The organism is Kitasatospora sp. NPDC087314, assembly GCF_044744365.1.
Lineage (GTDB): Bacteria > Actinomycetota > Actinomycetes > Streptomycetales > Streptomycetaceae > Kitasatospora.
The window spans coordinates 337,872-360,746 of sequence record NZ_JBIUYE010000001.1 but is presented as its reverse complement, the minus strand read 5'-3'; the positions used below and the strand labels follow the sequence as shown (position 1 = coordinate 360,746).

The window sequence follows — 22,875 nt, the reverse complement described above, 5'->3', positions numbered from 1 at the left end:
GGACCCGCCCACCGCGCGCCGCGCCGCCCGTCGCTCCGTGACCCCGGGGCCGCGGTGTACGGCGGCGATGCGGCGTCCTGGTCGCCGGGCGCCGAGGCCTGTTCGTCACGTTCCGCCATGGCGAAACGATCCGCCCCACAGGAGGGCCCGCTGTCATCCGGCCGAACGACAACGGGCCCGAAGCTGTTCGAGAGGCCGTCAGGCGCTCAGAGCACCTGGAGGTTCTTGCGCAGCTCGAACGGCGTCACCTCGGAGCGGTACTCCTCCCACTCCTGGCGCTTGTTGCGCAGGAAGAAGTCGAAGACGTGCTCGCCGAGGGTTTCGGCGACGAGTTCGCTGCGCTGCATCAGGTCGATCGCCTCGCCGAGGTTCTGCGGCATCGGCTGGATGCCGAGCGCGCGGCGCTCGGAGTCGGACAGGGCCCAGACGTCGTCGTCGGCGCCGGGCGGGAGCTCGTAGCCCTCCTCGATGCCCTTGAGGCCGGCCGCGAGGGTGACGGCGTAGGCGAGGTAGGGGTTGCAGCCGGTGTCCAGGGAGCGGACCTCGACCCGGGTGGAGCCCTGCTTGCCGGGCTTGTACATCGGCACCCGGATCAGCGCCGAGCGGTTGTTGTGGCCCCAGCAGATGTAGGACGGGGCCTCGCCGCCGGCGCCGGCGGTGCGCTGGGAGCCGCCCCAGATGCGCTTGTAGGAGTTCACCCACTGGTTGGTGACGGCGGCGGTCTCGGCGGCGTGCTTGAGCAGGCCGGCGATGAAGGAGCGGCCGACCTTGGACAGCTGGTACTCGGCGCCGGACTCGTGGAAGGCGTTGCGGTCGCCCTCGAACAGCGACAGGTGGGTGTGCATGCCGGAGCCGGGGTGGTCGGAGAAGGGCTTGGGCATGAAGCTGGCGTGCACGCCCTGCTCCAGCGCGACCTCCTTCATGACCAGGCGGAAGGTCATGATGTTGTCGGCGGTGGACAGCGCGTCGGCGTAGCGCAGGTCGATCTCCTGCTGGCCGGGGGCACCCTCGTGATGGGAGAACTCCACCGAGATGCCCATCGACTCCAGCATGGTGATGGCCTGGCGGCGGAAGTCGTGGCCGACCCCGCGCGGGGTGTGGTCGAAGTAGCCGGACTGGTCGGCCGGGATCGGCGGGGTGCCGTCGCCGGGCAGGTTCTTCAGCAGGAAGAACTCGATCTCGGGATGGGTGTAGAAGGTGAAGCCCTGGCCGGAGGCCTTCTCCAGGGTGCGCTTGAGCACGAACCGGGGGTCGGCGTAGGAGGGCGAGCCGTCGGGCATCAGGATGTCGCAGAACATCCGGGCGGTGCCCGGGGTCTCCGAGCGCCACGGCAGGATCTGGAAGGTGGTCGGGTCCGGCTTGGCGATCATGTCGGACTCGTAGACCCGGGCGAAGCCCTCGATCGCCGAGCCGTCGAAGCCGATGCCCTCCTCGAAGGCCTGCTCCAGTTCGGCCGGCGCCACCGCGACCGACTTCAGGAACCCGAGCACGTCGGTGAACCACAGCCGGACGAACCGGATGTCACGCTCCTCAAGCGTCCGAAGCACGAACTGCTGCTGCTTGCCCATGGGGACAGTCTCACCTCTGCTCTTTACGCTTGTGTTACGCCCGGAAGACCCCCGAAAGCGACTGACCCCATCATGGCCGATCACCGCCCGGGACGGCAGTGCCGGCCCCGGCCCGACCCCCCGGGCAGCACATTGCGTCAGATCGACGATTACACTCGGGGGCATGCCCAATCTCCGTCTCGCCCTGAGCCAGATCGACCCCTGGGTCGGTGACATCGCCCGCAACAGCGATGAGGTGGTGCGCTGGACCAAGCAGGCCGTGGAGGCCGGCGCCCAGCTGGTCGCCTTCCCCGAGATGGCCCTGACCGGCTACCCGGTCGAGGACCTCGCCCTGCGCCACTCCTTCGTCGAGGCCTCCCGTGGCGCGCTGGTCGAGCTGGCCGGGCGGCTGGACGCCGACGGACTGGGCGAGGTGCCGGTGGTGGTCGGCTACCTCGGGCGCTCGGAGCACGCCTCACCGCGGTTCGGCCGCCCGGCCGGCTCGCCGCAGAACTGCGCCGCCGTGCTGCACCGGGGCGAGGTGGTGACCCGTTTCGCCAAGCACCACCTGCCCAACTACGGCGTGTTCGACGAGTACCGCTGGTTCGTCCCGGGCGACCAGCTGCCGGTGCTGCGGCTGCACGGGGTGGACATCGCGCTGGCCATCTGCGAGGACATCTGGCAGGACGGCGGCCGGGTCACCGCGGCCCGCGAGGCCGAGGCCGGGCTGCTGCTGGTGGTCAACGGCTCGCCGTACGAGCGGAACAAGGACGACCAGCGGCTGGAGCTGGTGCGGCGCCGGGCCGCCGAGGCCGGCTGCCCGCTGGCCTACGTCAACATGGTCGGCGGCCAGGACGAGCTGGTCTTCGACGGCGACTCGATCGTGGTCGGCGCGGACGGCGAGGTGCTGGCCCGCTCTCCGCAGTTCGAGGAGCACCTGCTGGTGCTGGACCTCGACCTGCCGGCCGCCGGCGGCGACCACACCGACGGCCTGCTGCTGAGCGACGGGCTGCACCTGGTCCGCACCGACCTGGGCGGCGAGCCGCAGGCCGCACCCGCCGGGGCGGCGGCGGCCGCCGAGGTCGCGCCGCGGCTGTCCGACGAGGCCGAGATCTGGGCCGCGCTGGTCGCCGGCACCCGGGCGTACGTCGCCAAGAACGGCTTCCGGTCGGTGCTGATCGGCCTCTCCGGCGGCATCGACTCGGCGCTGGTGGCCGCCATCGCGGTGGACGCGATCGGCGCCGAGAACGTGTACTGCGTCTCGATGCCCAGCCGCTTCTCCTCGCAGCACTCCCGGGACGACGCGGCCGAGCTGGCCCGCCGGACCGGGCTGCACTTCCGGACCGTCTCCATCGCCCCGATGTTCGACGCGTACATGGGCGCCACCGAGCTGACCGGCCTGGCCGAGGAGAACCTGCAGTCCCGGCTGCGCGGCACCCTGCTGATGGCGATCTCCAACCAGGAGGGGCACATCGTGCTCGCGCCCGGCAACAAGAGCGAGCTGGCCGTCGGCTACTCGACCCTCTACGGCGACTCGGTGGGCGCGTTCGGGCCGATCAAGGACGTCTACAAGTCGCTGATCTTCCGGCTGGCCCGCTGGCGCAACGAGGAGGCCGAGCGGCGCGGCGAGGTGCCGCCGATCCCGGAGAACACCATCTCCAAGCCGCCGTCCGCCGAGCTGCGGCCGGACCAGAAGGACAGCGACTCACTGCCCGACTACGACCTGCTGGACAGCGTGCTGGCCCGCTACATCGAGGGCGACGAGGGGCGGGACGCGATCGTCGCGGCCGGCTTCGACCCGGCCGTGGTGGACCGGGTGGTCCGGCTGGTCGACACCGCCGAGTACAAGCGGCGGCAGTACCCGCCGGGCCCGAAGATCTCGGTCAAGAACTTCGGCCGGGACCGCCGCCTGCCGATCACCAACCGCTGGCGCCGCGGCTGACCGTTACGAGGAGTACCGGTAGGTGGCGGCCACCGCGAGGTGGTCGCTGCCGTCCCGGGGCAGGGTCCGGGAGTCCACCGGCTTGAGCCCGCCCTTGCTCATGATCTGGTCGATCCGGGCCATCGGGAAGCTCGACAGCCAGCTGAAGCCGAAGCCGTCCCCGGCGGCGCCCTGGGCCGAGCGCATCTGCGAGGTGACCGGCGCCAGGCTGCGGTCGTTCATGGTGCCGTTGAGGTCGCCGAGCAGCAGGACCTTCTTCAGCTGCTCCGCCTGGATCGCGTCGCCGAGCGCCTGCGCGCTGACGTCCCGCTGGTCGACGGTGAAGCCGCCCTCGGCCTTCAGCCGCACCGACGGCAGGTGCGCGACGTACACCGCGACCGGGCCCTGCGGGGTGGTGACCTCGGCCCGGAACGCCCTGGTCCAGCCCATCTTGAGGTCCACCGGCGAGACTCCGCTGATCGGGTACTTCGACCAGAGGCCGACCGTCCCCTCCACCGCGTGGTACGGGTACGCCTCGGCGAGCCCGCTCTCGTAGCCGCGCAGCGCCTTGCCGGCCAGTTCCTGGAGGGCGACGATCTGGGCGCCGGAGGCCACCAGCCCCCGGACGGTGCCCGGCACGTCGGTGTTGGCGGCGGCGACGTTGTGGCTGACCACCGTCCAGTCGCCGGAGCCGCCGCTCTTGTCGGTGAGCAGGCCGCCGAACAGGTTGAGCCAGACCGCGACCGGCAGCAGCAGGGCGATCAGCGCGGTGGCCGAGCGGCGCAGCAGCGCGGGGACCAGCAGCACCGGTACGGCCAGGCCCAGCCAGGGCAGGAAGGTCTCCAGCAGGCTGCCGAGGTTGCCGACGCTGTTGGGGACCTCGGCGTGGAAGGCCATCAACCCGGCGGTGAGCGCGGCCAGCACCGCGAGCACCAGTCCGCGCCGCCAGGTGGTGGCGCCGCGGCCGTCCCGGCCCCAGTGCCGCAGGCCCAGGAAGCCTCCGGGACGGCCCGCGGGCGCCGGGGCGCTCTCCTCGCCCCAGGGCCCGGCCGTGCTCCGGTCGGTCCTGTCCGCCTGCGTCATCCGTGGCTCCCGTCGTTCGTGCCGTCGCCGGTCCGGTGTCCGGCCCGTGCGGTTACGGGCGGTGTGCCGGACCGGTGCCGGTTTGATCGGATACCCGGCTCAGCCTATGCCGGGACAGACGCGGGGCCCCGGGAGCGGGTTCCGGCGTGGCCCGGTTTGGTGAGCCAGACCACGCCGGGCGGTGCCGACCGGAGATTCGGACGCGGGGTTCAGTGGCCGGGGCAGCAGGCCACGGGCGGTGCGAGGCCTTCGAGCAGGGAGTCGACCATCCGCCGGGCCAGCTCCGGATCCTCCAGGTCGGAGTCGTCCGTGAGGATGCTGCGGTACAGGATCGGGCCCATCAGCATGTCGCCGAGCAGGTCGACGTCGAGGTCGGAACGGAGCACGCCCTCGTCCACGGCGCGGCGGATCAGGGCGAGCGCCGCCTCCCGGCGCGGCTTGATCACCCGTTCGCGGTAGGCGTTGTACAGCTCGGGCAGGCCCTGCATCTGGCCGAAGGCGGCCTTGAGCACCCAGCGGGAGCGCTTGGCGAGGCCGCGCCGGCGCATGTAGTCGATCATCTCGATCAGGTCGTCCCGGGCGGTGCCGCCGGTGGGCGTGGGCATCGGGACCTCCAGCCGGCTGACCACGTCGACCAGCAGGGCCTCCTTGTTGGGCCAGCGCCGGTAGATGGTGGCCTTGCCGACGCCGGCGGCGGTGGCGATGCCCTCGATGGTGAGCTCGGACAGCGTGGTGCCGCCCGCCATCAGATCCTCGACGGCGGCGAGGATGGCCTGCTCGGCGGCCTCGCTGCGCGGTCGGCCGCGGCGTGCGGTGGCGCAGGGTTGTCCGGTCCCGGCGACCGGGCTGTCCGTCTTCATCCCCGCTGTTCTCCCTCGCTGTCCACGTGGCGCGCGGGCGCCGTTCGGTTTCCGATGGTGGTCCGTGGGCCGGGCCGGGTGGTGGTCCGCCGCTCCGGAGCGTGGCCCTGCCGCACGGGGATCACCCGGGGCGACAGGGCCATTGTCGCTCAGCGCGGTCGCGGGTCAGGCGTCCGCGGCCACGGCCTCGCGGCTCTGACCGGGCTGTTCGGAGGCCTTCCCGGCCGGACCACCGGGGGCGGCCGAGCGGCGCGGCAGCAGGAACCAGGCGATCAGCGCGCCGACCACCGTGATGCCGGCGGAGAGCGAGGCCACCACGTGCATGGCGCTGATGAAGGCGTCGTCGGCCGGGCCGATCAGCGCGGCGCCCTTGGGGCCCATCCGCTCGGCGATGGCCAGGGTGGCCTCCAGCGACTCGCCGGCCTTGCCGCGCAGTTCGTCGGGCAGCTGGTTCAGCGTGTCGGTCATGCCGTCGCGGTAGACGGTGGAGAGCACCGCGCCGAGCACGGCGACGCCGAGCGAGCCGCCGACCTGGCGGAAGGTGTTGTTCACGGCCGAGCCCGCGCCGGCCTTCTCGCGGGGCAACGAGGCCATGATCGCGACGGTGACCGGCGGCATGACGTGCGCCATGCCGGTGCCCATCAGCAGGCCGAGCACGACCAGCACCCAGATCGGCGTGTTGACGGTCAGCAGGGTGTAGCCGACGAAGCCGACCGCGATCAGCAGCATGCCGACGGCGGCGGTGGCGGCGACGCCGAATCGGTCGACCACCAGCCGGGCCCGCGGGGCGAACAGCAGCTGGGCGGCGGCCAGCGGCAGCATCAGCACGCCGGCCTGGAGCGCGCTGTAGCCGCGCACGCTCTGGATGTAGAAGACGCCGAAGAACGAAACGCCCATCAGCGCGAAGAAGACCACGCCGACGACCACGACGGAGGCGCTGAACACCTTGTTCCGGAACCAGCTGACGTCCAGCGCGGGGAAGCGGGTGCGGCCCTCGAACCAGACGAAGGCGACCAGGGCCAGCAGGCCGACCAGGGTCGGCACCCAGGCCTCGGCGGCGGTGAAGTCGGCCAGCTCGCCGCCCTTGATGATGCCGTAGATCAGCGCGACCAGGCCGATGATCGACAGCAGCACGCCTATCGGGTCGAGCTTGCCCGGGTTCGGGTCCTTGGACTCGGGCACCAGGATCACCATCGCGATCACCGCGACGATCACGATCGGGACGTTGACCAGGAAGACCGAGCCCCACCAGAAGTGCTCGATCAGCAGGCCGCCGGTGATCGGGCCGATGGCGATGGCCAGGCCGACCGCGCCGGCCCAGATCCCGATCGCCTTGGGCTGCTCGGAGCGCTCGAAGACGTTCATGATGATGGCCAGCGTGGCGGGCATCGCGAGCGCGGCGCCGACGCCCATCAGGGCGCGGTAGCCGACGAGTTCACCGGGCGAGGCGGCCAGCGCCGAGAGCAGCGAGGCGATGCCGAAGACCACCATGCCGCCCAGCAGCGCGCGCTTGCGGCCGAAGCGGTCGCCGAGCAGGCCGGAGGTGAAGAGCAGCCCGGCGAACACCAGGGTGTAGGAGTTGATCGACCATTCCAGGTCGCTCTGGCTGGCGCCGAGGCCGACCGGCGCGGGGGTCGCGATGGTCTTCATCGCGACGTTGAGGATCGAGTTGTCGAGGACGACGACGAGCAGGGCGAGCACCAGGGTGCAGAGGATCGCCCAGCGCCGACGGTGGATGGCTTCCGGCACACGAGGTGGCGCGGCTGCGGTGGTCATTGGTCTTCCCGTCCGTGATGGTGTGACACTGGCGGGCAATTCCGAGCCATGGTCGTCTCGTAACCCCCCGCACCAGAGTAGCGCGCATTACGATACGAGACGACTCCGTTTCATAAAAACCCGGCAAAGCTCGCCCGGTCCCCGACCGGCTCCCCGACCGACCCGCGCGCCGCGGATCGAGCCGCCGGTGTGCCGCAGATCGCAGCCGGTCACCTGCACACCTCTTTGCGCTCACGCCGGGGCGTGCAAGCATGGAGGTGATCCGGGGACGCCGCACGGCGCCACGAGACGACAACCTTTCAGGAGTCCGTTCGATGAACGCTTCTTCGCCTTCGCCTGCCCAGAACCAGGCGACGACCGCCACCCTCTACGGCGGGGTCACCAGCCGCCGCGTCACCGTCCGCGACCTCGCCGCCGCCAAGCAGCGCGGCGAGAAGTGGTCGATGCTCACCGCCTACGACGCCCTCACCGCCGGGGTGTTCGACGAGGCCGGCATCCCCGTCCTGCTGGTCGGCGACTCCGCCGGCAACTGCCACCTCGGCTACGAGACCACCGTGCCGGTGACCATGGATCAGATGGTGATGCTCTCCGCCGCCGTCGTCCGCGGCACCAAGCGCGCGATGATCGTCGCCGACCTGCCGTTCGGCTCGTACCAGGAGTCCCCCGCGCAGGCCATGCACAACGCGGCCCGGCTGATGAAGGAGGCCGGGGTCGGCGCGGTCAAGCTGGAGGGCGGGGAGCGCAGCGCCCGCTCGATCGAGCTGCTGGTCGAGGCCGGCGTCCCGGTGATGGCGCACATCGGCCTCACCCCGCAGTCCGTGCACGCCTTCGGCGGCTACCCGGTCCAGGGCCGCGGCGACGAGGCGGCGCACCAGCTGCTGCGCGACGCCAAGGCCGTCCAGCAGGCGGGCGCCTTCTCCGTCGTGCTGGAGGCGGTGCCGGCCGAGCTGGCCGCCCAGGTCACCGAGCAGCTGGCGATCCCGACGGTCGGCATCGGCGGCGGGCCCGACACCGACGCCCAGGTCCTGGTCTGGACCGACATGGCCGGCATGACGGCGGGCCGGGTGCCCAAGTTCGTCAAGCAGTACGCCGACCTGCGGACCGTCCTCGGCGACGCCGCCCGCGCGTTCGCCGAGGACGTCCGCGGCGGCGCCTTCCCGGCGGCGGAGCACAGCTTCCACTGACGCCCCCGACCGGCCCCGCTCCCCCGCCCGGGAGCGGGGCCGCTGTCATCCGTGCTCCCCCGGTGACAGCGGTCTGACGGTGCGGCGCCGGGCCGGCCGTCGCGGTGACAGCCCGCTGACAGCCCGGCCGGACAGCCTGGGGGCATGACACGAATCGCCACCGCCCCGAACGACCGGGGGACCACCGCGGGCAACGCCGTCGAAGTCCGCGGCATCGTCAAGCACTACGGCTCCACCAAGGCCCTCGACGGGGTCGACCTCACCGTCCGCGAGGGCACCGTGCTCGGCGTGCTCGGCCCCAACGGCGCGGGCAAGACCACCCTGGTCCGGGTCCTGTCCACGCTGATCAAGCCCGACGCCGGCACCGCGTTCGTCGGCGGCTACGACGTCCTGCGCCAGCCCAAGCAGCTGCGCCGCACGATCGGCCTCACCGGCCAGTACGCCTCCGTCGACGAACTCCTCTCCGGCTACGAGAACCTCTACCTGATCGGCCGGCTGCTCGACCTCTCCAGCCGCGACGCCAAGGCCCGGGCCGCCGAGCTCCTGGAGCGCTTCTCGCTCACCGAGGCCGCCAAGCGGCCCGCCAAGACCTACTCCGGCGGCATGCGCCGCCGCCTCGACCTGGCCGCCAGCATGATCGGCCGCCCCCGGGTGCTGTACCTGGACGAGCCCACCACCGGCCTGGACCCGCGCACCCGCAACGAGGTCTGGGACGAGGTCCAGCGGATGGTCGCCGAGGGCAGCACCGTGCTGCTCACCACCCAGTACATGGAGGAGGCGGAGCAGCTCGCCGACGAGCTGACCGTCATCGACCGCGGCCGGGTGATCGCCAACGGCGGCGTGGCCGAGCTCAAGGCCAAGGTCGGCGGCCAGACCCTGCAGGTGCGCGCCGCCCACCCGGCCGAGCTGCCCGAGATGGCCCGCTGCCTGCACGACCGCGGCATCACCAGCGCCACCGTCTCCACCGACACCGGCCTGCTCGCGGTGCCGATCACCGACGACGAGCAGCTGACCACCGTCATCGGGGTGCTCGGCGGCCGCGGCTTCGCGATCGCCGGCATCGACACCAAGGTCCCCAGCCTCGACGAGGTCTTCCTCGCCATCACCGGCAAGCCCGCCGACACCGCGGACGCCGCCCCCAGCCTCGCCAAGGAGCCCGTCGCATGACCACCGCCACCATCGCCCCAGCCCGGGTGGAGGACACCCGGATCGGCCTGGCCGGCACCTTCCGCCACGTCGGCGCGCTGACCCGGCGCAACCTGATGCGGATCAAGGCCGACCCGGAGTCGATGTTCGACGCCGTACTGATGCCGATCATCTTCACGGTGCTGTTCGTCTACGTCTTCGGCGGCGCCGTCTCCGGCAACCAGGACGCCTACAAGCAGTACATGATCCCCGGCCTGCTCGGGCAGACCGGGCTCACCCTCGCGATGGCCGTCGGCACCGGCCTGAACAGCGACTTCCAGACCGGGGTGATGGACCGCTTCCGGACCCTGCCGATCGGCCGGGCCTCCGTCCTGCTCTCCAAGATGGCCGCCGAGACCTGCCGGGCGCTGCTCTCCTTCGTGATCCTGATCGGCTTCGCGCTGTGCATCGGCTTCGAGGTGAAGACCGGCCCGCTGGAGGTCGTGGCCGCCGTCGGCCTGTCGCTGGTGTTCGGTATGTCGGTCGTCTGGGTCTCGATGCTGCTGGGCATGGCGCTGCGCAGCGCCCAGGCCGTCCAGGGCGTGGCCATGCTGGTCCTGATGCCGTTGCAGTTCGGCAGCTCGATCTTCGCGCCGACCAACACCATGCCGGGCTGGCTGCAGACCTTCACCAAGGTCAACCCGCTGTCGGCGCTCGCCGACGCCTCCCGCTCCCTGCTCAACGGCGAGGGGCCGCTGGCCCACCCGGTGATGGTCGTGCTGGTCTGGTCGGCGGCCTGCACCGCGATCTTCGCCCCGCTCGCCGTCGCCCGCTTCCGCAAGCGGACCTGAGGACGACCGCCGGCCCTCTTCGGACGGAGGGCCGGCGGACGGGTCGGCCGGCGACCCGGGACAGGCGTCGGCCGACCGGACGGATCGGCTGACCGGCCACCGGGGGACGGGGGCCGGTCAGCCGATCAACTCGTCCAGCAGGCCCTGGGTCTGCTGCGGGGTCATGCCCAGGCCGACGTCGTGGGCGGCCTCGAAGGCGGCGTCGCCCAGCAGCCCCCGGAGGGCGGCCTCCGACCGCCCGCGCTCCGTGCGCTCCAGGTAGCCGCCCTTCGGGCCGTTCAGCTCATGGTGCGCGCCGAGCAGGACGGCGGCCTGCCGGGCCCGCTCCAGGTCGCCGTCGCGTTCGGCGAAGGCCCGCAGCAGCCCCACCACGGCCGGCACCACCATGACCGTCATCTGCTCGCCGAAGCCGGACGCGGTCCGCATCGACTTGAGCAGCCGCCGGCCCTCGGTGAGCAGGGCGAGCCCCCGCTCCGGATCGCCCGCCCGGGCCGTGATCCAGCCCTTGCCGCTGGTGAGCAGGCCGGCCACGATGCTCGGGGCGAAGCCGCCGACGCTGACCACCTCCAGCTTGTCCAGTTCCGCCAGCGCCTGCGCGTACTCGCCGCGCTCGGCGTGGATGCCGCAGAGCGTCAGGCGCCCGAACAGCAGCGCGCCGCTGGTGGACTGGTTCGCGCCCGGGGAGTCCAGCCCGGCCAGCGTCTCCCGGACGATCCGCTCGCCGCGCTCCATGTCCAGCTCCAGCAGGGTCGCGCCGAGGTTCACCCGCAGGATCGGCACCTCCTGCGGCGCCCCCAGCTCCTCGGCCAGCGCGATCGCCCGCTCGTACGCGGCGATGGCCGCCTCGGCCTCGCCCCGGTTGGCCAGCGCCTCACCGCGGGCCGCCTGGGCCTGGGAGATCCCCCAGAGGTCGCCGGCCCGCTCGTACAGCTCCAGGGAGCGCTCGCCGTCCCGGACGCCCTGCTCGGCCCCGCCGGGCCAGTCGTTCATCATCTTGGCCCGGATCTGCAGGATGAACGCCAGGTCGTTCAGGTCGCCGTGCACCTCGCAGCCGCGGACCGCGTCGTCCAGCAGGTCCTTCATCAGCTCCATCCGGCCGGCCAGGAACGCCCCGAAGACCCGCAGCATCGCGGGGAAGCGGTAGGACTGCGGCAGCTCCGGGGAGTAGGCGTCGAGCAGGTGCTCCGCGACCGCGATCGCCTCCGGATCGCCGAGCACCTCCAGGTTCCCCTCGAACATGCCGATCAGCCGGTGCATCGCGAGCAGCCGGCGGCACTCCTCGACCACCCCCGCGGGCATCGGCAGGCCGTACGCGAGGACGTTGCGCTCCAACGGCACCGGCGGCGGGACGTCCGGGCCGAACGGGTCCGGAGCCAGGGCGGCGACCGCGGTGTACCAGCCCCGGGCCTCCATGCTGTAGCCGCGCAGCGACCAGTACCAGCTCATGCCGAGGACGAGGACCAGTGCCTGCTCCTCGTCCCCGAGGTCGATCGCGCGGCGCAGCGCGGTCCGGACGTTGTCCTGCTCGCGCTCCAGCACCGCCAGCCAGTGCAGCTGCTGCGGGCCGTGGATGTTCAGGTCGGCGGTGGCGGCCACGGCACGGAAGTGCGCCAGGTGGCGGGCCTCGGTCGCGTCGCGCTCGGCGGCCGACTCGGCCAGCCGCTCGGTCGCGTACTCGTGGATGGTCTCCAGCATCCGGTAGCGCGGCAGGCTGCCGTCGTCCAGGTCGGCCACCAGGAGGGACTTGTCGACCAGCGACAGCAGCAGTTCGGCGACCTCCTCGGGTGCCACCTCGGCGCCGTCGGCGCAGATCGCCTCGGCGTCCTCCAGCCGCCAGCCGCCGGCGAACACCGAGAGCCGGCGCAGCACCGCGCGTTCGCGCTTGCCCAGCAGGTCCCAGCTCCAGTCGACCACCGCGCGCAGGGTCTGCTGGCGCGGCAGCAGGGTGCGGCTGCCCGCGGTGAGCAGCGCGAACCGGCCGTCCAGCCGGTCGGCTATCTGGCGCGCCGTCATCACCCGCAGCCGGGCGGCGGCGAGTTCGATGGCCAGCGGAAGGCCGTCCAGGCGGCGGCAGATCTCGGCGCAGGCCGCCGGGTCGCTGCGCGGGTCGAAGCCGGGACGGGCGGCGGCGGCCCGCTCGGTGAGCAGGCGCAGCGCCACCGGGTCGGGCAGCGGCTCGACCGGCAGCACGGCCTCGCCGGGCACGCCGAGCGGCTCCCGGCTGGTGGCGAGCACGGTCAGTCCGGGGCACTCGGCGAGCAGCACGTCGGCGAGGTCGGCGGCGGCCTGGATCAGGTGCTCGCAGTTGTCCAGGACGAGCAGCATCCGGCGGCGGCCGCAGTGCTCGACCAGGCGGCGCACCGGGTCCTCGGCACGCTTCTCCATCACCTCGGCGACCATGCTGCCGGTGTGCAGGACGATCTCGCGCAGGCCGAGTGCCGAGACCACCGCGGCGGGCACCGCCTCCGGGCTCTCCAGCGGGGCGAGTTCGGCCAGCCAGACGCCGTCCGGCCAGTGTCCGGCGGACTGTTCGGCGCGGCCGGCCTCGATCGAGAGCCTGGTCTTGCCGGAGCCACCGGGGCCGGTCAGGGTGACCATCCGGCCGGCCGTCAGGGCCTCGCGCAGGATGGAGAGGTCGGATTCACGGCCGACGAAGCTGGTCAGTCGGCCGCGCAGGTTGCCGGCGGGGCGCGACGGTTGGGGGGCGGGCGCCGGTTGGGGTGCGGGCGCCGGTTGGGGTGCGGGCGCCGGTACCGCTCGCGGTGGCTCCGCCACGGCCTCCGGCGGGGCCAGCAACTCGGCGTACAGGGACTGGAGTCGGCGCCCCGGGTCGACGCCGAGCTCCTCGGCGAGGGCGCGCCTGGTCCGCTCGTAGTGGCGCAGCGCCTCGGCGGTGCGGCCGCTCTCGTGCAGCGCCCGGATCATCAGGTGCTGCAGCGGCTCGTCCAGCGGCTGCCGTTCGCAGAGCTCGGCGAGTTCGGCGACCAGTTCGGCCGCGCGGCCGAGCCCGAGGTCGGCGGTGATCCGGTGGCGGCGGGCCTCGTCGTGCTGGGTCTCCAGCCGGGCTGCCGGGCCCCCGCGGTCCGGCAGATCGGCCAGGGCGGGGCCGCGCCACAGCGCCAGGGCGGCGCGCAGCCGCTCGGCGGCGAGCGCGTGGTCCCCGGCGTCGAGGGCGCGACGGCCCTCGGCGCCGAGCCGCTGGAACTCGGCGAGGTCGGTGGCGGGGCCGGTCAGCCAGTACCCGGCCGGGCCGGAGCCGACCTCGTCCCGGCCGATGGTGCGGCGCAGCCGGCCGACCAGGGTCTGCAGCGCGGCGGTGGAGTCCTGTGGTGGCTCGGCCTCCCACACCTCGTCCACCAGTTGGTCGGCGGACACCGGGCGGCCCTGCCGCAGGGCCAGCGCGGTGAGCAGCGCCCGTAGTCGCGCGCCGCCCAGCGGCACGGGCGTTCCGTCGTCGTGGCGGGCCGTCGTGGTCCCGAGGATGCCGTAGTACACCGGACCATTCTGGTCGATGGGCGCGGATCGGGCCGCACAATTGTGTGGGCCCCCTCCACCCGCGGTGGAACCCCGGCGGGGCCCTCGGACGTTCACGGTGGACGGCTTGTCCGGTCACCGGCCGACCCGGCATGATCGATCCCCTGGCCGCCCCTCCTCGGACACCCGGAGCACCCACACCATGACCTTCGCCGCCACGCAGCGCTCACGCAGCGAGGACCGCCGGATCAGCCCGGTGTTCTGGGTGCTCCTCGCCGTCCTCGGCACCTCGGGCTGGGCGGTGTACGCCGGCTACGGGAACGCCTCGTTCGGGGTGTTCCTGTTCGTGGTGGCGGGCTGGATGGTCTCGCTGTGCCTGCACGAGTACGCGCACGCGCGCACCGCGCTGCACGGCGGCGACATCAGCGTCGGCGCCAAGGGCTACCTCACGCTCAACCCGCTGAAGTACGCCAACGTGCTGCTCAGCTTCGTGCTGCCGATCGTGTTCGTGATCCTCGGCGGCATCGGCCTGCCCGGCGGCTCGGTCTGGATCGAGCGGGACCGGATCCAGGGCCGGCTCAAGCACAGCCTGATCTCGGCGGCCGGGCCGCTGGTGAACCTGGTGTGCGCGGCCTTGCTGCTGATCCCGATCGGCGCCGGCTGGCTGGACGACCCGACGGTGCACGCGGTCTGGAACGGCTACGAGCTGACCGTCTCGCCGTTCGCCGGCGCGCTCGGCTTCCTCGGCCTCCTGCAGCTCAGCGCGGCGCTGCTGAACCTGCTGCCGGTGCCCGGCCTGGACGGCTACGGGATCATCGAGCCCTGGCTGTCGTACAAGACCCGGCGCGCGGTCGAGCCGTTCGCGCCGTACGGGCTGCTGGCCGTGTTCGCGCTGCTCTGGCAGCCCGAGGTGAACTCGTTCTTCTTCGGGATCATCCACGACCTGATGAGCCTGTTCGGCGTGGACCAGGACTACGCGACGCTCGGCCGGTACCTGTTCAGCTTCTGGAAGAACTAACCCTGCTCGGCCGCCGCGGCGGCCTCGGCGATCTTCGCGCGGCGGCGGTTCATCCAGAGCACGTTGCTCGCCACACCCGCCATCGGGAGCCAGATCAGGCCCAGCCAGAAGCCCTGGGTCAGCGAGACCACGGCGGCCGCCAGCGCGAGGACGACGACGATCAGGGCGAAGAGGGACGTGCGGGGCATGGCGGGGGGCTCCTAGGGCCGGGTGCGGTCGGCCGGGTTGCGGCCGGACCCATTGTCGCCGACCTCACCTCCGGAACCTGTCCAGGGGTGAGGCCGACACGGCGTGGGGGTTCGGCTCAGACGTCCGTCACCCGCAGGCCCGCGTGGGCCTTGTAGCGGCGGTTGACCGAGATCAGGTTGGCCACCAGCGACTCCACCTGGTGGGCGTTGCGCAGCCGGCCCGCGAAGATCCCCCGCATGCCCGGGATCCGGGCGGCCAGCGCCTGCACGACGTCGGTGGCGGCGCGCTCCTCGCCGAGCACCATCACGTCGGTGTCGATCCGCTCCACCGACTCGTCCTGCAGCAGCACCGCCGAGAGGTGGTGGAAGGCGGCGGTGACCCGGGAGTCCGGCAGGAGCGCGGCGGCCTGCTGGGCGGCGCTGCCCTCCTCCGGCTTCAGCGCGTACGCGCCCTGCTTGTCGAAGCCGAGCGGGTTGACGCAGTCGACCACGATCTTGCCGGCCAGTTCCTCGCGCAGCGCGGTCAGGATCGCGGCGTGCCCGTCCCAGGGCACCGCGACGATCACCACGTCGCTCTCCCGGGCGGCGGTGGCGTTGTCGGCGCCGCGCACGCCGTGGCCCAGTTCGGCGGCCGAGGCCTCGGCCCGGGCGGCGTCGCGCGAACCGATGATCACCTGCTGGCCGGCCTTGGCCAGCCGCAGGGCGAGTCCCCGCCCCTGGTCGCCGGTGCCGCCGAGGACGCCGACCACCAGCTGGGAGACGTCCGGCAGCTCGTGGGCCGGGTTTGTCGCTGAATCGAGGGAAGTCATGCGCCGATCCTGCCAAATCCCCGGCCGGGCGCGACATTCTGGGCCGCATGGATGCGGTGAGAGTTTCGGCACTCCGGCAGCACCTGGCGGGCACCGGCTGGCTGGAGGCGGTCGGCGGCTTCGCCGGGGCGCTGCGGCGCTCGGTGTCGCGCCGCGGGGCGGGCGAGCTGCTGCTGGTCGGCACCGAGGCGTTCGAGCCCTGGCACCTGGCCGCCCACCTGGAGGACGAGGCCGCCTGGTCGGCCGTCCCCCGGCTGGCACCCACCCTGCTGCGGCACACCCCGCCGGCCGACGCCGCGGCGCACCTGGCGCACGGCCTGCGCCGGCTCGCCGCGCCCGGGCGCGGCGCCACCGTCCTGGTGGTGGCCCCGGACGCGGCCGGCGCCTCGCTGCTGGAGCGGGTGCAGGACGCCCGCAGGCACGGCGCGACCGTGCTCGCGCTGGACGGCGCCGCCACGGGCGAGCCGGGCGACCTCGGCGGGCTCGCGCACGAGCGGCTCGCCGTCGGCACGGCCGCCGAGGAGCCCTTCGGCCTGGCCCAGCACCTGGTCAGCGCCGCCGCCGGGCAGCCGCCGGCCCGGCGCGGCGGGCTGGACCGGCTCGCCGAACTCGCCGGCCGGCTGACCGCGCCGCCCGCGATCAGTCGCTGGTAGCCGCCGGCCGACCCTGGCCCTGGCTATCGCCCTGGAAAAACCCTTTGCGGCCGCGGGAGTGCCCGTCCGAGGATCGTGGTTCGTGAACGACGACGAACCCCCGCATCCCCCCGGGCGATTGCGCACGCTGCTGCGCTCGCTGATGCCCGACCTGTCGCCCTGGCGCGTCTCCCGCGACTTCCGCTTCCTGTGGCTCTCCGGCTGTGTCACCAGCTTCGGCAGCTTCCTGACCTACGTCGCCGTCCCGATGCAGATCAAGCAGCTGACCGGCTCCTCGTTCGCGGTCGGCCTGATCGGTGCCTTCGAGCTCGTCCCGCTGATCGTCTTCGGCCTGTGGGGCGGCGCCCTCGCCGACGCCCTGGACCGCCGCAAGCTGGTGCTGCGCGCCGAGGCCGGGCTGGGCCTGCTCGCCGGACTGCTGCTGCTCAACGCGCTGCTGCCGTCCCCGCTACTCTGGCCGATCTATCTGGTCGCCGCGCTGGTCGCGGCCTGCGACGGGCTGCAGCGCCCGGCGCTGGACTCGCTCACCCCGCGGATCGTCCCGCACCAGCACCTGACCGCGGCGTTCGCCCTCAAGTCCCTGTACCACAACGCCGCTTCGGTGGCCGGTCCGGCGCTGGCCGGTGTCGTGGTGGCATTCTCCGGGGTGGAGACCGCGTACGCGCTGGACGTGCTCACCTTCGCCGTCTCCCTGCTGCTGCTCGTCCGGATCCGGGCGGTGCCGCCGGCCACCGGCGCCGAACGGCCGTCGGTACGGGCGGTGCTGACCGGCATCCAGTACGCCTGGAGCCGCAAGGACCTGCTCGGCACCTACGCGATCGACCTCTGCGCGATGCTGTTCGCCTTCCCGGTGGCCGTCTTCCCGTTCCTGGCCTCCGAGTTGGGCGCGGACTGGGCGCTCGGCCCGATGTACGCGGCGTCCGCGGCCGGCGCCCTGCTGGTCGGGGCGACCAGCGGCTGGACGTCCCGGATCCACCGGCACGGGCGGCTGCTGGTGGTCGCCGCCGTCGGCTGGGGCGCGGCCATGGCCCTGGCGGGCCTGTCCGGGAGCATCTGGCTGGTGCTGCTCGGCCTGGCACTGGCCGGCGGCGCCGACGAGATCAGCGGGCTCGCCCGCTCGACCATGTGGAACCAGTCCATCCCGGACGAGGTCCGCGGCCGGATGGCCGGCGTCGAACTGCTCAGCTACTCCGTCGGCCCCCAGCTCGGCCAGGTCCGGGCCGGCACCATGGCCGGGCTGATCGGCGTGCGCGCCGCCGTCTGGACCGGCGGTCTCGCCTGCGTCGCCGCCGTCCTCGCGGTCGCCGCCGCGCTGCCCCGGCTGCTCGCCTACGACGACCGCACCGACCCGCACACGGCCGCCGTCCGGGTCGAGCACGAGCGGGCGGAACGCGAGCGGGAGCGGGCGGCCGCCACGGCGGCGGACTGACGGCTGCCGGGCGGGCCGGGGCCGGGGCGGCCGCCGGGCGGCTACTCGGCGTCGTCGCCCTTCGGCTGGTCGTTCCAGCGCGGGTCGCCCCGCCACTCCCGGTTGCGCTCGTCCGCGAGTTGCAGGGCGTGCGCGGCCTCCTCGGGGCTGTCGTACGGGCCGAGGCGGTCCTTGGCGGGGCACTCCGGCCCCTCCTCGACCTTGCCGTGCTTGATGCAGTAGAACCACTCGCCGGGCTTGCCGGTCGGCTTGCGGTGGAATCCCAGGGGCATGGCGCTCTCCCGTCGACGCGATGGGGTCGTACCGATCATTCCCCGGCCCGGGCCCGCGCGCACACCGCCCGGGTGGGCCGGGGGCGGCCGATAGACTCGCGGCCATGGCTCTCGTACCCGGCATCCAGTCCCCCACCCGCAAGGTCCCGGCACACATCGCGCGCCCCGAGTACGTCGGCCGGCCCGCACCGGCGCCGTACACCGGGCCCGAGGTCCAGACCGCCGAGACGATCGAGAAGATGCGGATCGCGAGCCGGATCGCCGCCCAGGCGATGGCGGAGGCGGCCAAGCTGATCGCCCCCGGCGTCACCACCGACGCGCTGGACGCCGTCGCCCACGAGTACATGTGCGACCACGACGCCTACCCGTCCGACCTGGGCTACCGCGGCTTCCCCAAGTCGGTCTGCACCTCGATCAACGAGGTGATCTGCCACGGCATCCCGGACTCGACCGTGCTGCGGGACGGCGACATCGTCAACATCGACGCCACCGCGTACATCCACGGGGTGCACGGCGACCTCAACGCCACCTACCTGGTCGGCGACGTGGACGAGGAGTCCCGGCTGCTGGTCGAGCGGACCCGCGAATCGCTCGACCGGGCGATCAAGGCGGTCAAGCCGGGGCGTCAGATCAACGTGATCGGGCGGGTCATCGAGTCCTACGCCAAGCGCTTCGGCTACGGCGTGGTGCGGGACTTCACCGGGCACGGCATCAACACGTCGTTCCACTCCGGCCTGATCATCCCGCACTACGACAGCGAGCGGGCCACCGAGGTGATCAAGCCGGGGATGACCTTCACCATCGAGCCGATGCTGACCCTGGGCACCTACGACTACGAGATCTGGGCGGACGGCTGGACGGTCGTCACCAAGGACCGCAAGCGCACCGCCCAGTTCGAGCACACCCTGGTGGTCACGGCGGACGGCGCGGAGGTCCTCACCCTGCCGTGACCCTCACGCCGCGGTGACCACGCCCCGCCGTGCCCCGGTGCGGCGTGGTCAGCCGATGAGCCACTGCTCCTCGGCGACCGCGCCCACCTCGGTGCAGGCGTCGGTGAGCACGTCCAGGACGCGCAGCGGGTCCGGCAGCGGCTGCTCGGGCCCGCGCAGCCACCGCACCTGGGAGCCGTCCGGCAGCGCGGCCGGCGGAAGCAGGGTGTACGAGCCGCGGCAGTGCCAGCGCAGGCCCGGGTGCTCGGACATGGTGTCCGGGGTGGAGTCGAGGACGCTCGGCCACCACTCGTCCTCGTCCTGCGGGGTGCCCCGGGTGGCGGTGAAGAACAGGTAGCGGTCCTCGCCGACGGCGGCGACCGGGCCCTCGACGCCCAGCTCGGTGAGCCGCTCCAGCGCCAGCCGGCCGGCTTCGGCCGGCACGTCCAGCACGTCGTGCGCGCGCCCGGTGGCGGTGATGAAGTTGGTCTGCGGGTCGCGCGCGAGCCAGCGGGCGAGCTGCTCGGGGTCGGTGGTGGCCTGGGTCTGCCAGGCGAAGGACACCGGGTGCTGGGCGGGGGCCGGACAGGCCACCCGGTCGCAGGAGCAGCGGTAGCCGGCCGGATGTGCGGCCGGCGCGAGCGGGAATCCGGCGCGGACGGCGCCGAGCAGCTGATCCAGTCTGGCGGCGGGGCCGTCCAGTTCACCCGGCCGGGCCCGCTGACGATCACGCTTCTGCCACCAGGTCGTCCACCTGCCGCCGGCTTCCATCGGGCCCCTTCCGCGCACTGCCGTGCCTGGTGCGACACAGCGTTCGACGTACCACTCGGACGCAACGCACGGCGCCCCCCGCTGCTTCCCGGGGCGGTGCTCGGCCCTGCTGTCCGCGCCCTGCCGACCGGAACCGGGGTCACCGGAGGGCCGACGTCCGGGTCACGGTACGCAGTCGCGGCAGCACGCTGTCCGCGCCAGGTCGGCCGGAGGGCACGCGGATTCGCGCCCGCCCGGCCCGTACGGGGCCCGCTGACCCGGGTGAACCCGAGGGCGTAACAGGAAGGATAAGGGTGCGCGGGGCCTCCGAATGACCGGGGGCGGTGCCTCTCCGGTCACACTCCCCGCACCCGGCCGACACACCGCCTGCGCGCGGCCGCCTGCGCCGCACTCCGGTCACCCGTACGGAGGTGAGACCCTGGTGGGGTGAAGAGCGCGGACACCGAATTCGTCGGCGGCCCCCTGGACGGCCGCATCCTCCCCATCCCCCTGGGGCCGTTGTTCGGCGTGCCGAAGACGTACAAGGTGCCGGTCCCCGCGCACGGCGACGTTCCGGCCCGCACACTGGTGTACGTCCGATCCAAGCAGGTGCGGGGCATCAGCTGGTTCTGGCGCTACGAGTTCGACGAGGCGGCCACCTCCCGCGCGTCCGGCTGACGGCCGCGCCGGCCGCCGTCCCCAGCCTCCCCGGGAGGACGGCATGGCGAGAACGGTACGGCACCCCAGAAGCCGCTCCCAGGCGGTCGCGCACCACAACCGACAGGTCGCCGGGATCACCGCGGCGCTGCTGGTGGCGGTCTGCCTCTACACCGTGGCGATCGGCCCGAACGGCTGGCTCTGGTTCGGCTGGGCGGTGCTGCTGCTCGCCTGCGTGGCCCTGTTCACGGTCCACTCCTGAGCAGCCGCACCGCCCGTGCCCGGCCCCCCGCGCCGGTCAGTCATCCTCGGCGAGGATCAGGTACAGCTTCTTGCGGGCCTCGGTGAGCACCGCCAGGCCCTTGGCGCGCTGCGCCTCGGTGCCCGTCGCCATCACCTGGCGGATCGCCTGGTCGACCGCGGCCAGTGCCTGGCCGACCTCCTGGACGGCCTCCCAGTCGACCTCCCGGCCGGCCTCCGCCCACGGCTCCGCGGGCCCCGCCTCGGCCTCGGCCCGGCCCGCCTCGGTGAGCGAGACCAGCCGCTTGCCGCCGACCTCCTCCGCGGTGATCAGGCCCTCCTCCTCCAGCAGTTGGAGGTTGGGGTAGATCGAGCCCGGGCTGGGCCGCCAGGCCCCACCGGTCCGCTCGGCGATCTCGGCGATCATCTCGTAGCCGTGCATCGGCCGCTCCTTGAGCAGTGCCAGCAGCGAGGCCCGGACGTCGCCGCGCCGGGCCCGGCCGCCCCGCCGGCCGTGCGGACCGCCGCGCCGGCCGCCGTGCCCGCCGAAGCCGTGCCCGAACGGGCCACCCATCGGCCGGCCGGGGCCGAACGGCGGACCGAATCCGCCGAACGCCTCACGGCCCTCGAACTCCCGACCCTCGAAGTCCGGCCCCGGCCCACGACGCCGACCGCCGTACGGGACCTCCCCGCGAAATCGCATGCCCGGGTTCCCCCGGTTTCCTGAGCGCATGGCGCCCACCTCCTGGTTCGACGAGCCAGTCGAGTTACTGTCTCGATAGTTCGACGATATATCGGTGACTGTCGCTCGTCAACGGATTCCGACACGGCCACCCCGCACGGCACCCGCCCACGGCCCAGCCGCTACGGTGACGGGCATGGCCGGTGAACGAGACCTCACGACGCTGCTGCACGGGATGCGCCCGCTGCTCAACCCGGGGCGGTACGTCTACTGCACGCTGCCCGCCAAGGTGCCCGCCGGGCTGCGGCCGGTGGTGACCGTCGCCGAGCCCGAAGGCGTCACGGTGGTCGTCGCCCAGGAGGAGGCCGACGCGCTCGGGCTGCGCTACGAGTACGTGGCGGCCTGGATCACCCTGCAGATCCACTCCGCCCTGGAGGCCGTCGGCCTGACCGCGGCCGTCGCCGGGCGGCTCGCCGAGGAGGGGATCAGCTGCAACGTGGTGGCCGGCTTCCACCACGACCACCTGTTCGTCGGCGCCGACGACGCCGACCGCGCCGTCCGGGCGCTGGAGGAGCTGGCCGGCCGGTCCGCCTGACGACGCCGTCGAGTGGCCGCCCCCGCGGGGCCCTCCGACACTGGGAATGGCGGCGCGGCCACCCCGGCCCGCCGACCCCCCACCGGAAGGAGACGGCCGCCATGGCCATCTGCGTCACCTGCGGCAACGACTACTGGCTCGCCTTCGAGATCAGGACCATCACCGGCGACACCTACACCTTCGACAGCTTCGAGTGCGCGATGGAGAAACTCGCGCCGCGCTGCGAGCAGTGCCAGGTCCGCATCGTCGGCCACGGCGTCGAGGTGGCCGGCCGCTTCTTCTGCTGCGCCAACTGCGCCCGTGTCAACGGCGGCCTGGGCGACCAGATCCGCGACGCCGTCGGCGCACGCCCCGCGTAGACCATCGGGCCGCGCCCCGCGGAGGACAGCGGGGAGAGTGCGAGCCCCGCGGAGGACAGCGGGGAAAGGGGGCGGAAGAGTCGGCCTGTACGCCGGGTTCTGTCTCCCGGGTTGCTTGCGCGGCCCGGGGAGGCGGCCATCCATCTAGGGCTGCCGTTGCCGACAGCCTCGTGCGGTCTACCCGCGGACTCGGGCGAGCAGCCCTCGATCATCCGCGCACGGCGCCCGAGGGCACCGATCTTGACCTTGCTCCAGGTGGGGTTTACCGAGCCGGCCGAGTCACCCCGGTCGCTGGTGGTCTCTTACACCACCGTTTCACCCTTACCCATCGCCGAAGCGGTGGGCGGTCTGTTTTCTGTGGCACTGTCCCGCGGGTCACCCCGGGTGGGCGTTACCCACCACCCTGCTCTGTGGAGCCCGGACGTTCCTCGGCGGGTCAGGGACCCGTCGCGACCGCCCGGCCGGCTCTTCCG

22 protein-coding genes and 1 other RNA gene are annotated in these 22,875 nt (G+C 73.1%); 12 read left to right on the top strand and 11 right to left on the bottom strand.

Annotation, left to right across the window (positions count from 1 at the left end; translation table 11 throughout):
- Positions 1-206: 206 nt before the first annotated feature.
- Positions 207-1,568, bottom strand: a complete 1,362-nt coding sequence (glnA, locus tag ACIO5E_RS01670; protein ID WP_280674688.1) for a type I glutamate--ammonia ligase — start codon at positions 1,566-1,568, stop codon at positions 207-209.
- 163 nt (positions 1,569-1,731) lie between these two features.
- On the opposite strand from glnA, the gene ACIO5E_RS01665 reads away from it, so the two are divergent.
- Positions 1,732-3,489: an NAD+ synthase gene (locus tag ACIO5E_RS01665; protein ID WP_400662282.1), complete on the top strand. Its 1,758-nt coding sequence runs from the start codon at positions 1,732-1,734 to the stop codon at positions 3,487-3,489.
- A gap of 3 nt (positions 3,490-3,492) precedes the next feature.
- On the opposite strand, the gene ACIO5E_RS01660 is transcribed toward ACIO5E_RS01665, so the two are convergent.
- From ACIO5E_RS01660 to ACIO5E_RS01650, 3 genes are all read right to left on the bottom strand, one after another.
- Positions 3,493-4,551 (bottom strand): endonuclease/exonuclease/phosphatase family protein, encoded by a 1,059-nt coding sequence (locus ACIO5E_RS01660; RefSeq protein WP_400662279.1) that lies wholly within the window; start codon positions 4,549-4,551, stop codon positions 3,493-3,495.
- Positions 4,552-4,760: 209 nt separating this feature from the next.
- On the bottom strand, positions 4,761-5,411 hold the full coding sequence (locus tag ACIO5E_RS01655) for a TetR/AcrR family transcriptional regulator (RefSeq protein WP_400662276.1): 651 nt from the start codon (positions 5,409-5,411) through the stop codon (positions 4,761-4,763).
- 165 nt (positions 5,412-5,576) lie between these two features.
- Positions 5,577-7,187, bottom strand: coding sequence for a DHA2 family efflux MFS transporter permease subunit (locus ACIO5E_RS01650; protein WP_400662273.1), 1,611 nt, complete (start codon positions 7,185-7,187; stop codon positions 5,577-5,579).
- Positions 7,188-7,501: 314 nt separating this feature from the next.
- Here ACIO5E_RS01650 and panB point away from each other — a divergent pair, with 314 nt between their 5' ends.
- The 3 genes from panB to ACIO5E_RS01635 all read left to right on the top strand — a co-directional run bounded on the left by panB (position 7,502) and on the right by ACIO5E_RS01635 (position 10,347).
- Positions 7,502-8,371, top strand: coding sequence for a 3-methyl-2-oxobutanoate hydroxymethyltransferase (gene panB, locus ACIO5E_RS01645; protein ID WP_400662271.1), 870 nt, complete (start codon positions 7,502-7,504; stop codon positions 8,369-8,371).
- 144 nt (positions 8,372-8,515) lie between these two features.
- Positions 8,516-9,538 (top strand): ATP-binding cassette domain-containing protein, encoded by a 1,023-nt coding sequence (locus ACIO5E_RS01640; protein ID WP_400662268.1) that lies wholly within the window; start codon positions 8,516-8,518, stop codon positions 9,536-9,538.
- On the top strand, positions 9,535-10,347 hold the full coding sequence (locus ACIO5E_RS01635; protein WP_280674702.1) for an ABC transporter permease: 813 nt from the start codon (positions 9,535-9,537) through the stop codon (positions 10,345-10,347). Before ACIO5E_RS01640 ends, ACIO5E_RS01635 begins: the two co-directional genes overlap by 4 nt.
- A 117-nt stretch (positions 10,348-10,464) precedes the next feature.
- Here the strand turns inward: ACIO5E_RS01635 and ACIO5E_RS01630 are convergent, their stop codons facing one another.
- Complete coding sequence (locus tag ACIO5E_RS01630) at positions 10,465-13,842, bottom strand: AfsR/SARP family transcriptional regulator (RefSeq protein ID WP_400662265.1); 3,378 nt, start codon at positions 13,840-13,842, stop codon at positions 10,465-10,467.
- A gap of 181 nt (positions 13,843-14,023) precedes the next feature.
- On the opposite strand from ACIO5E_RS01630, the gene ACIO5E_RS01625 reads away from it, so the two are divergent.
- Positions 14,024-14,839, top strand: a complete 816-nt coding sequence (locus ACIO5E_RS01625; RefSeq protein WP_400662264.1) for a site-2 protease family protein — start codon at positions 14,024-14,026, stop codon at positions 14,837-14,839.
- On the opposite strand, the gene ACIO5E_RS01620 is transcribed toward ACIO5E_RS01625, so the two are convergent.
- Positions 14,836-15,027 carry a hypothetical protein gene (locus ACIO5E_RS01620; RefSeq protein ID WP_280674709.1) on the bottom strand — a complete coding sequence of 64 codons (192 nt, stop codon included), beginning with the start codon at positions 15,025-15,027 and terminating at the stop codon, positions 14,836-14,838. The genes ACIO5E_RS01625 and ACIO5E_RS01620 overlap by 4 nt on opposite strands.
- 116 nt (positions 15,028-15,143) lie before the next feature.
- The gene (gene npdG / locus ACIO5E_RS01615; protein ID WP_400662261.1) at positions 15,144-15,836 is read right to left on the bottom strand and encodes an NADPH-dependent F420 reductase; all 693 of its coding nucleotides are present in this window, start codon (positions 15,834-15,836) and stop codon (positions 15,144-15,146) included.
- 47 nt (positions 15,837-15,883) lie between these two features.
- Between npdG and ACIO5E_RS01610 the strand changes: the two genes are divergently transcribed.
- Together ACIO5E_RS01610 and ACIO5E_RS01605 are read left to right on the top strand one after the other, a co-directional pair.
- Positions 15,884-16,489, top strand: a complete 606-nt coding sequence (locus ACIO5E_RS01610) for a hypothetical protein (RefSeq protein ID WP_400662258.1) — start codon at positions 15,884-15,886, stop codon at positions 16,487-16,489.
- A 142-nt stretch (positions 16,490-16,631) separates the two neighbouring features.
- A complete protein-coding gene (locus tag ACIO5E_RS01605; protein WP_400663388.1) occupies positions 16,632-17,918 on the top strand; it encodes an MFS transporter in 1,287 nt (428 codons plus the stop codon).
- A gap of 41 nt (positions 17,919-17,959) precedes the next feature.
- Here ACIO5E_RS01605 and ACIO5E_RS01600 read toward each other — a convergent pair whose 3' ends face one another.
- The gene (locus tag ACIO5E_RS01600; protein ID WP_280674717.1) at positions 17,960-18,190 is read right to left on the bottom strand and encodes a hypothetical protein; all 231 of its coding nucleotides are present in this window, start codon (positions 18,188-18,190) and stop codon (positions 17,960-17,962) included.
- Between the two features lie 104 nt (positions 18,191-18,294).
- Between ACIO5E_RS01600 and map the strand changes: the two genes are divergently transcribed.
- Entirely contained in the window at positions 18,295-19,140 is an 846-nt protein-coding gene (gene map / locus ACIO5E_RS01595) for a type I methionyl aminopeptidase (protein WP_400662254.1), read from the top strand.
- Between the two features lie 48 nt (positions 19,141-19,188).
- Here the strand turns inward: map and ACIO5E_RS01590 are convergent, their stop codons facing one another.
- The gene (locus ACIO5E_RS01590; RefSeq protein WP_400662252.1) at positions 19,189-19,890 is read right to left on the bottom strand and encodes a bifunctional DNA primase/polymerase; all 702 of its coding nucleotides are present in this window, start codon (positions 19,888-19,890) and stop codon (positions 19,189-19,191) included.
- A 426-nt stretch (positions 19,891-20,316) separates the two neighbouring features.
- Here ACIO5E_RS01590 and ACIO5E_RS01585 point away from each other — a divergent pair, with 426 nt between their 5' ends.
- Both ACIO5E_RS01585 and ACIO5E_RS01580 read left to right on the top strand, forming a co-directional pair.
- Positions 20,317-20,547: a hypothetical protein gene (locus ACIO5E_RS01585; protein ID WP_280674723.1), complete on the top strand. Its 231-nt coding sequence runs from the start codon at positions 20,317-20,319 to the stop codon at positions 20,545-20,547.
- Between the two features lie 43 nt (positions 20,548-20,590).
- Positions 20,591-20,788, top strand: coding sequence for a hypothetical protein (locus ACIO5E_RS01580; protein WP_400662249.1), 198 nt, complete (start codon positions 20,591-20,593; stop codon positions 20,786-20,788).
- A gap of 36 nt (positions 20,789-20,824) precedes the next feature.
- Here the strand turns inward: ACIO5E_RS01580 and ACIO5E_RS01575 are convergent, their stop codons facing one another.
- Complete coding sequence (locus tag ACIO5E_RS01575) at positions 20,825-21,469, bottom strand: PadR family transcriptional regulator (protein ID WP_400662246.1); 645 nt, start codon at positions 21,467-21,469, stop codon at positions 20,825-20,827.
- A 175-nt stretch (positions 21,470-21,644) separates the two neighbouring features.
- On the opposite strand from ACIO5E_RS01575, the gene ACIO5E_RS01570 reads away from it, so the two are divergent.
- Complete coding sequence (locus tag ACIO5E_RS01570; protein ID WP_280674727.1) at positions 21,645-22,043, top strand: ACT domain-containing protein; 399 nt, start codon at positions 21,645-21,647, stop codon at positions 22,041-22,043.
- A gap of 101 nt (positions 22,044-22,144) precedes the next feature.
- Positions 22,145-22,402 carry a Prokaryotic metallothionein gene (locus ACIO5E_RS01565; RefSeq protein WP_400662242.1) on the top strand — a complete coding sequence of 86 codons (258 nt, stop codon included), beginning with the start codon at positions 22,145-22,147 and terminating at the stop codon, positions 22,400-22,402.
- A gap of 72 nt (positions 22,403-22,474) precedes the next feature.
- Here ACIO5E_RS01565 and rnpB read toward each other — a convergent pair.
- An RNA gene (gene rnpB, locus ACIO5E_RS01560) (RNase P RNA component class A) lies at positions 22,475-22,871 on the bottom strand.
- Positions 22,872-22,875 lie beyond the last annotated feature (4 nt).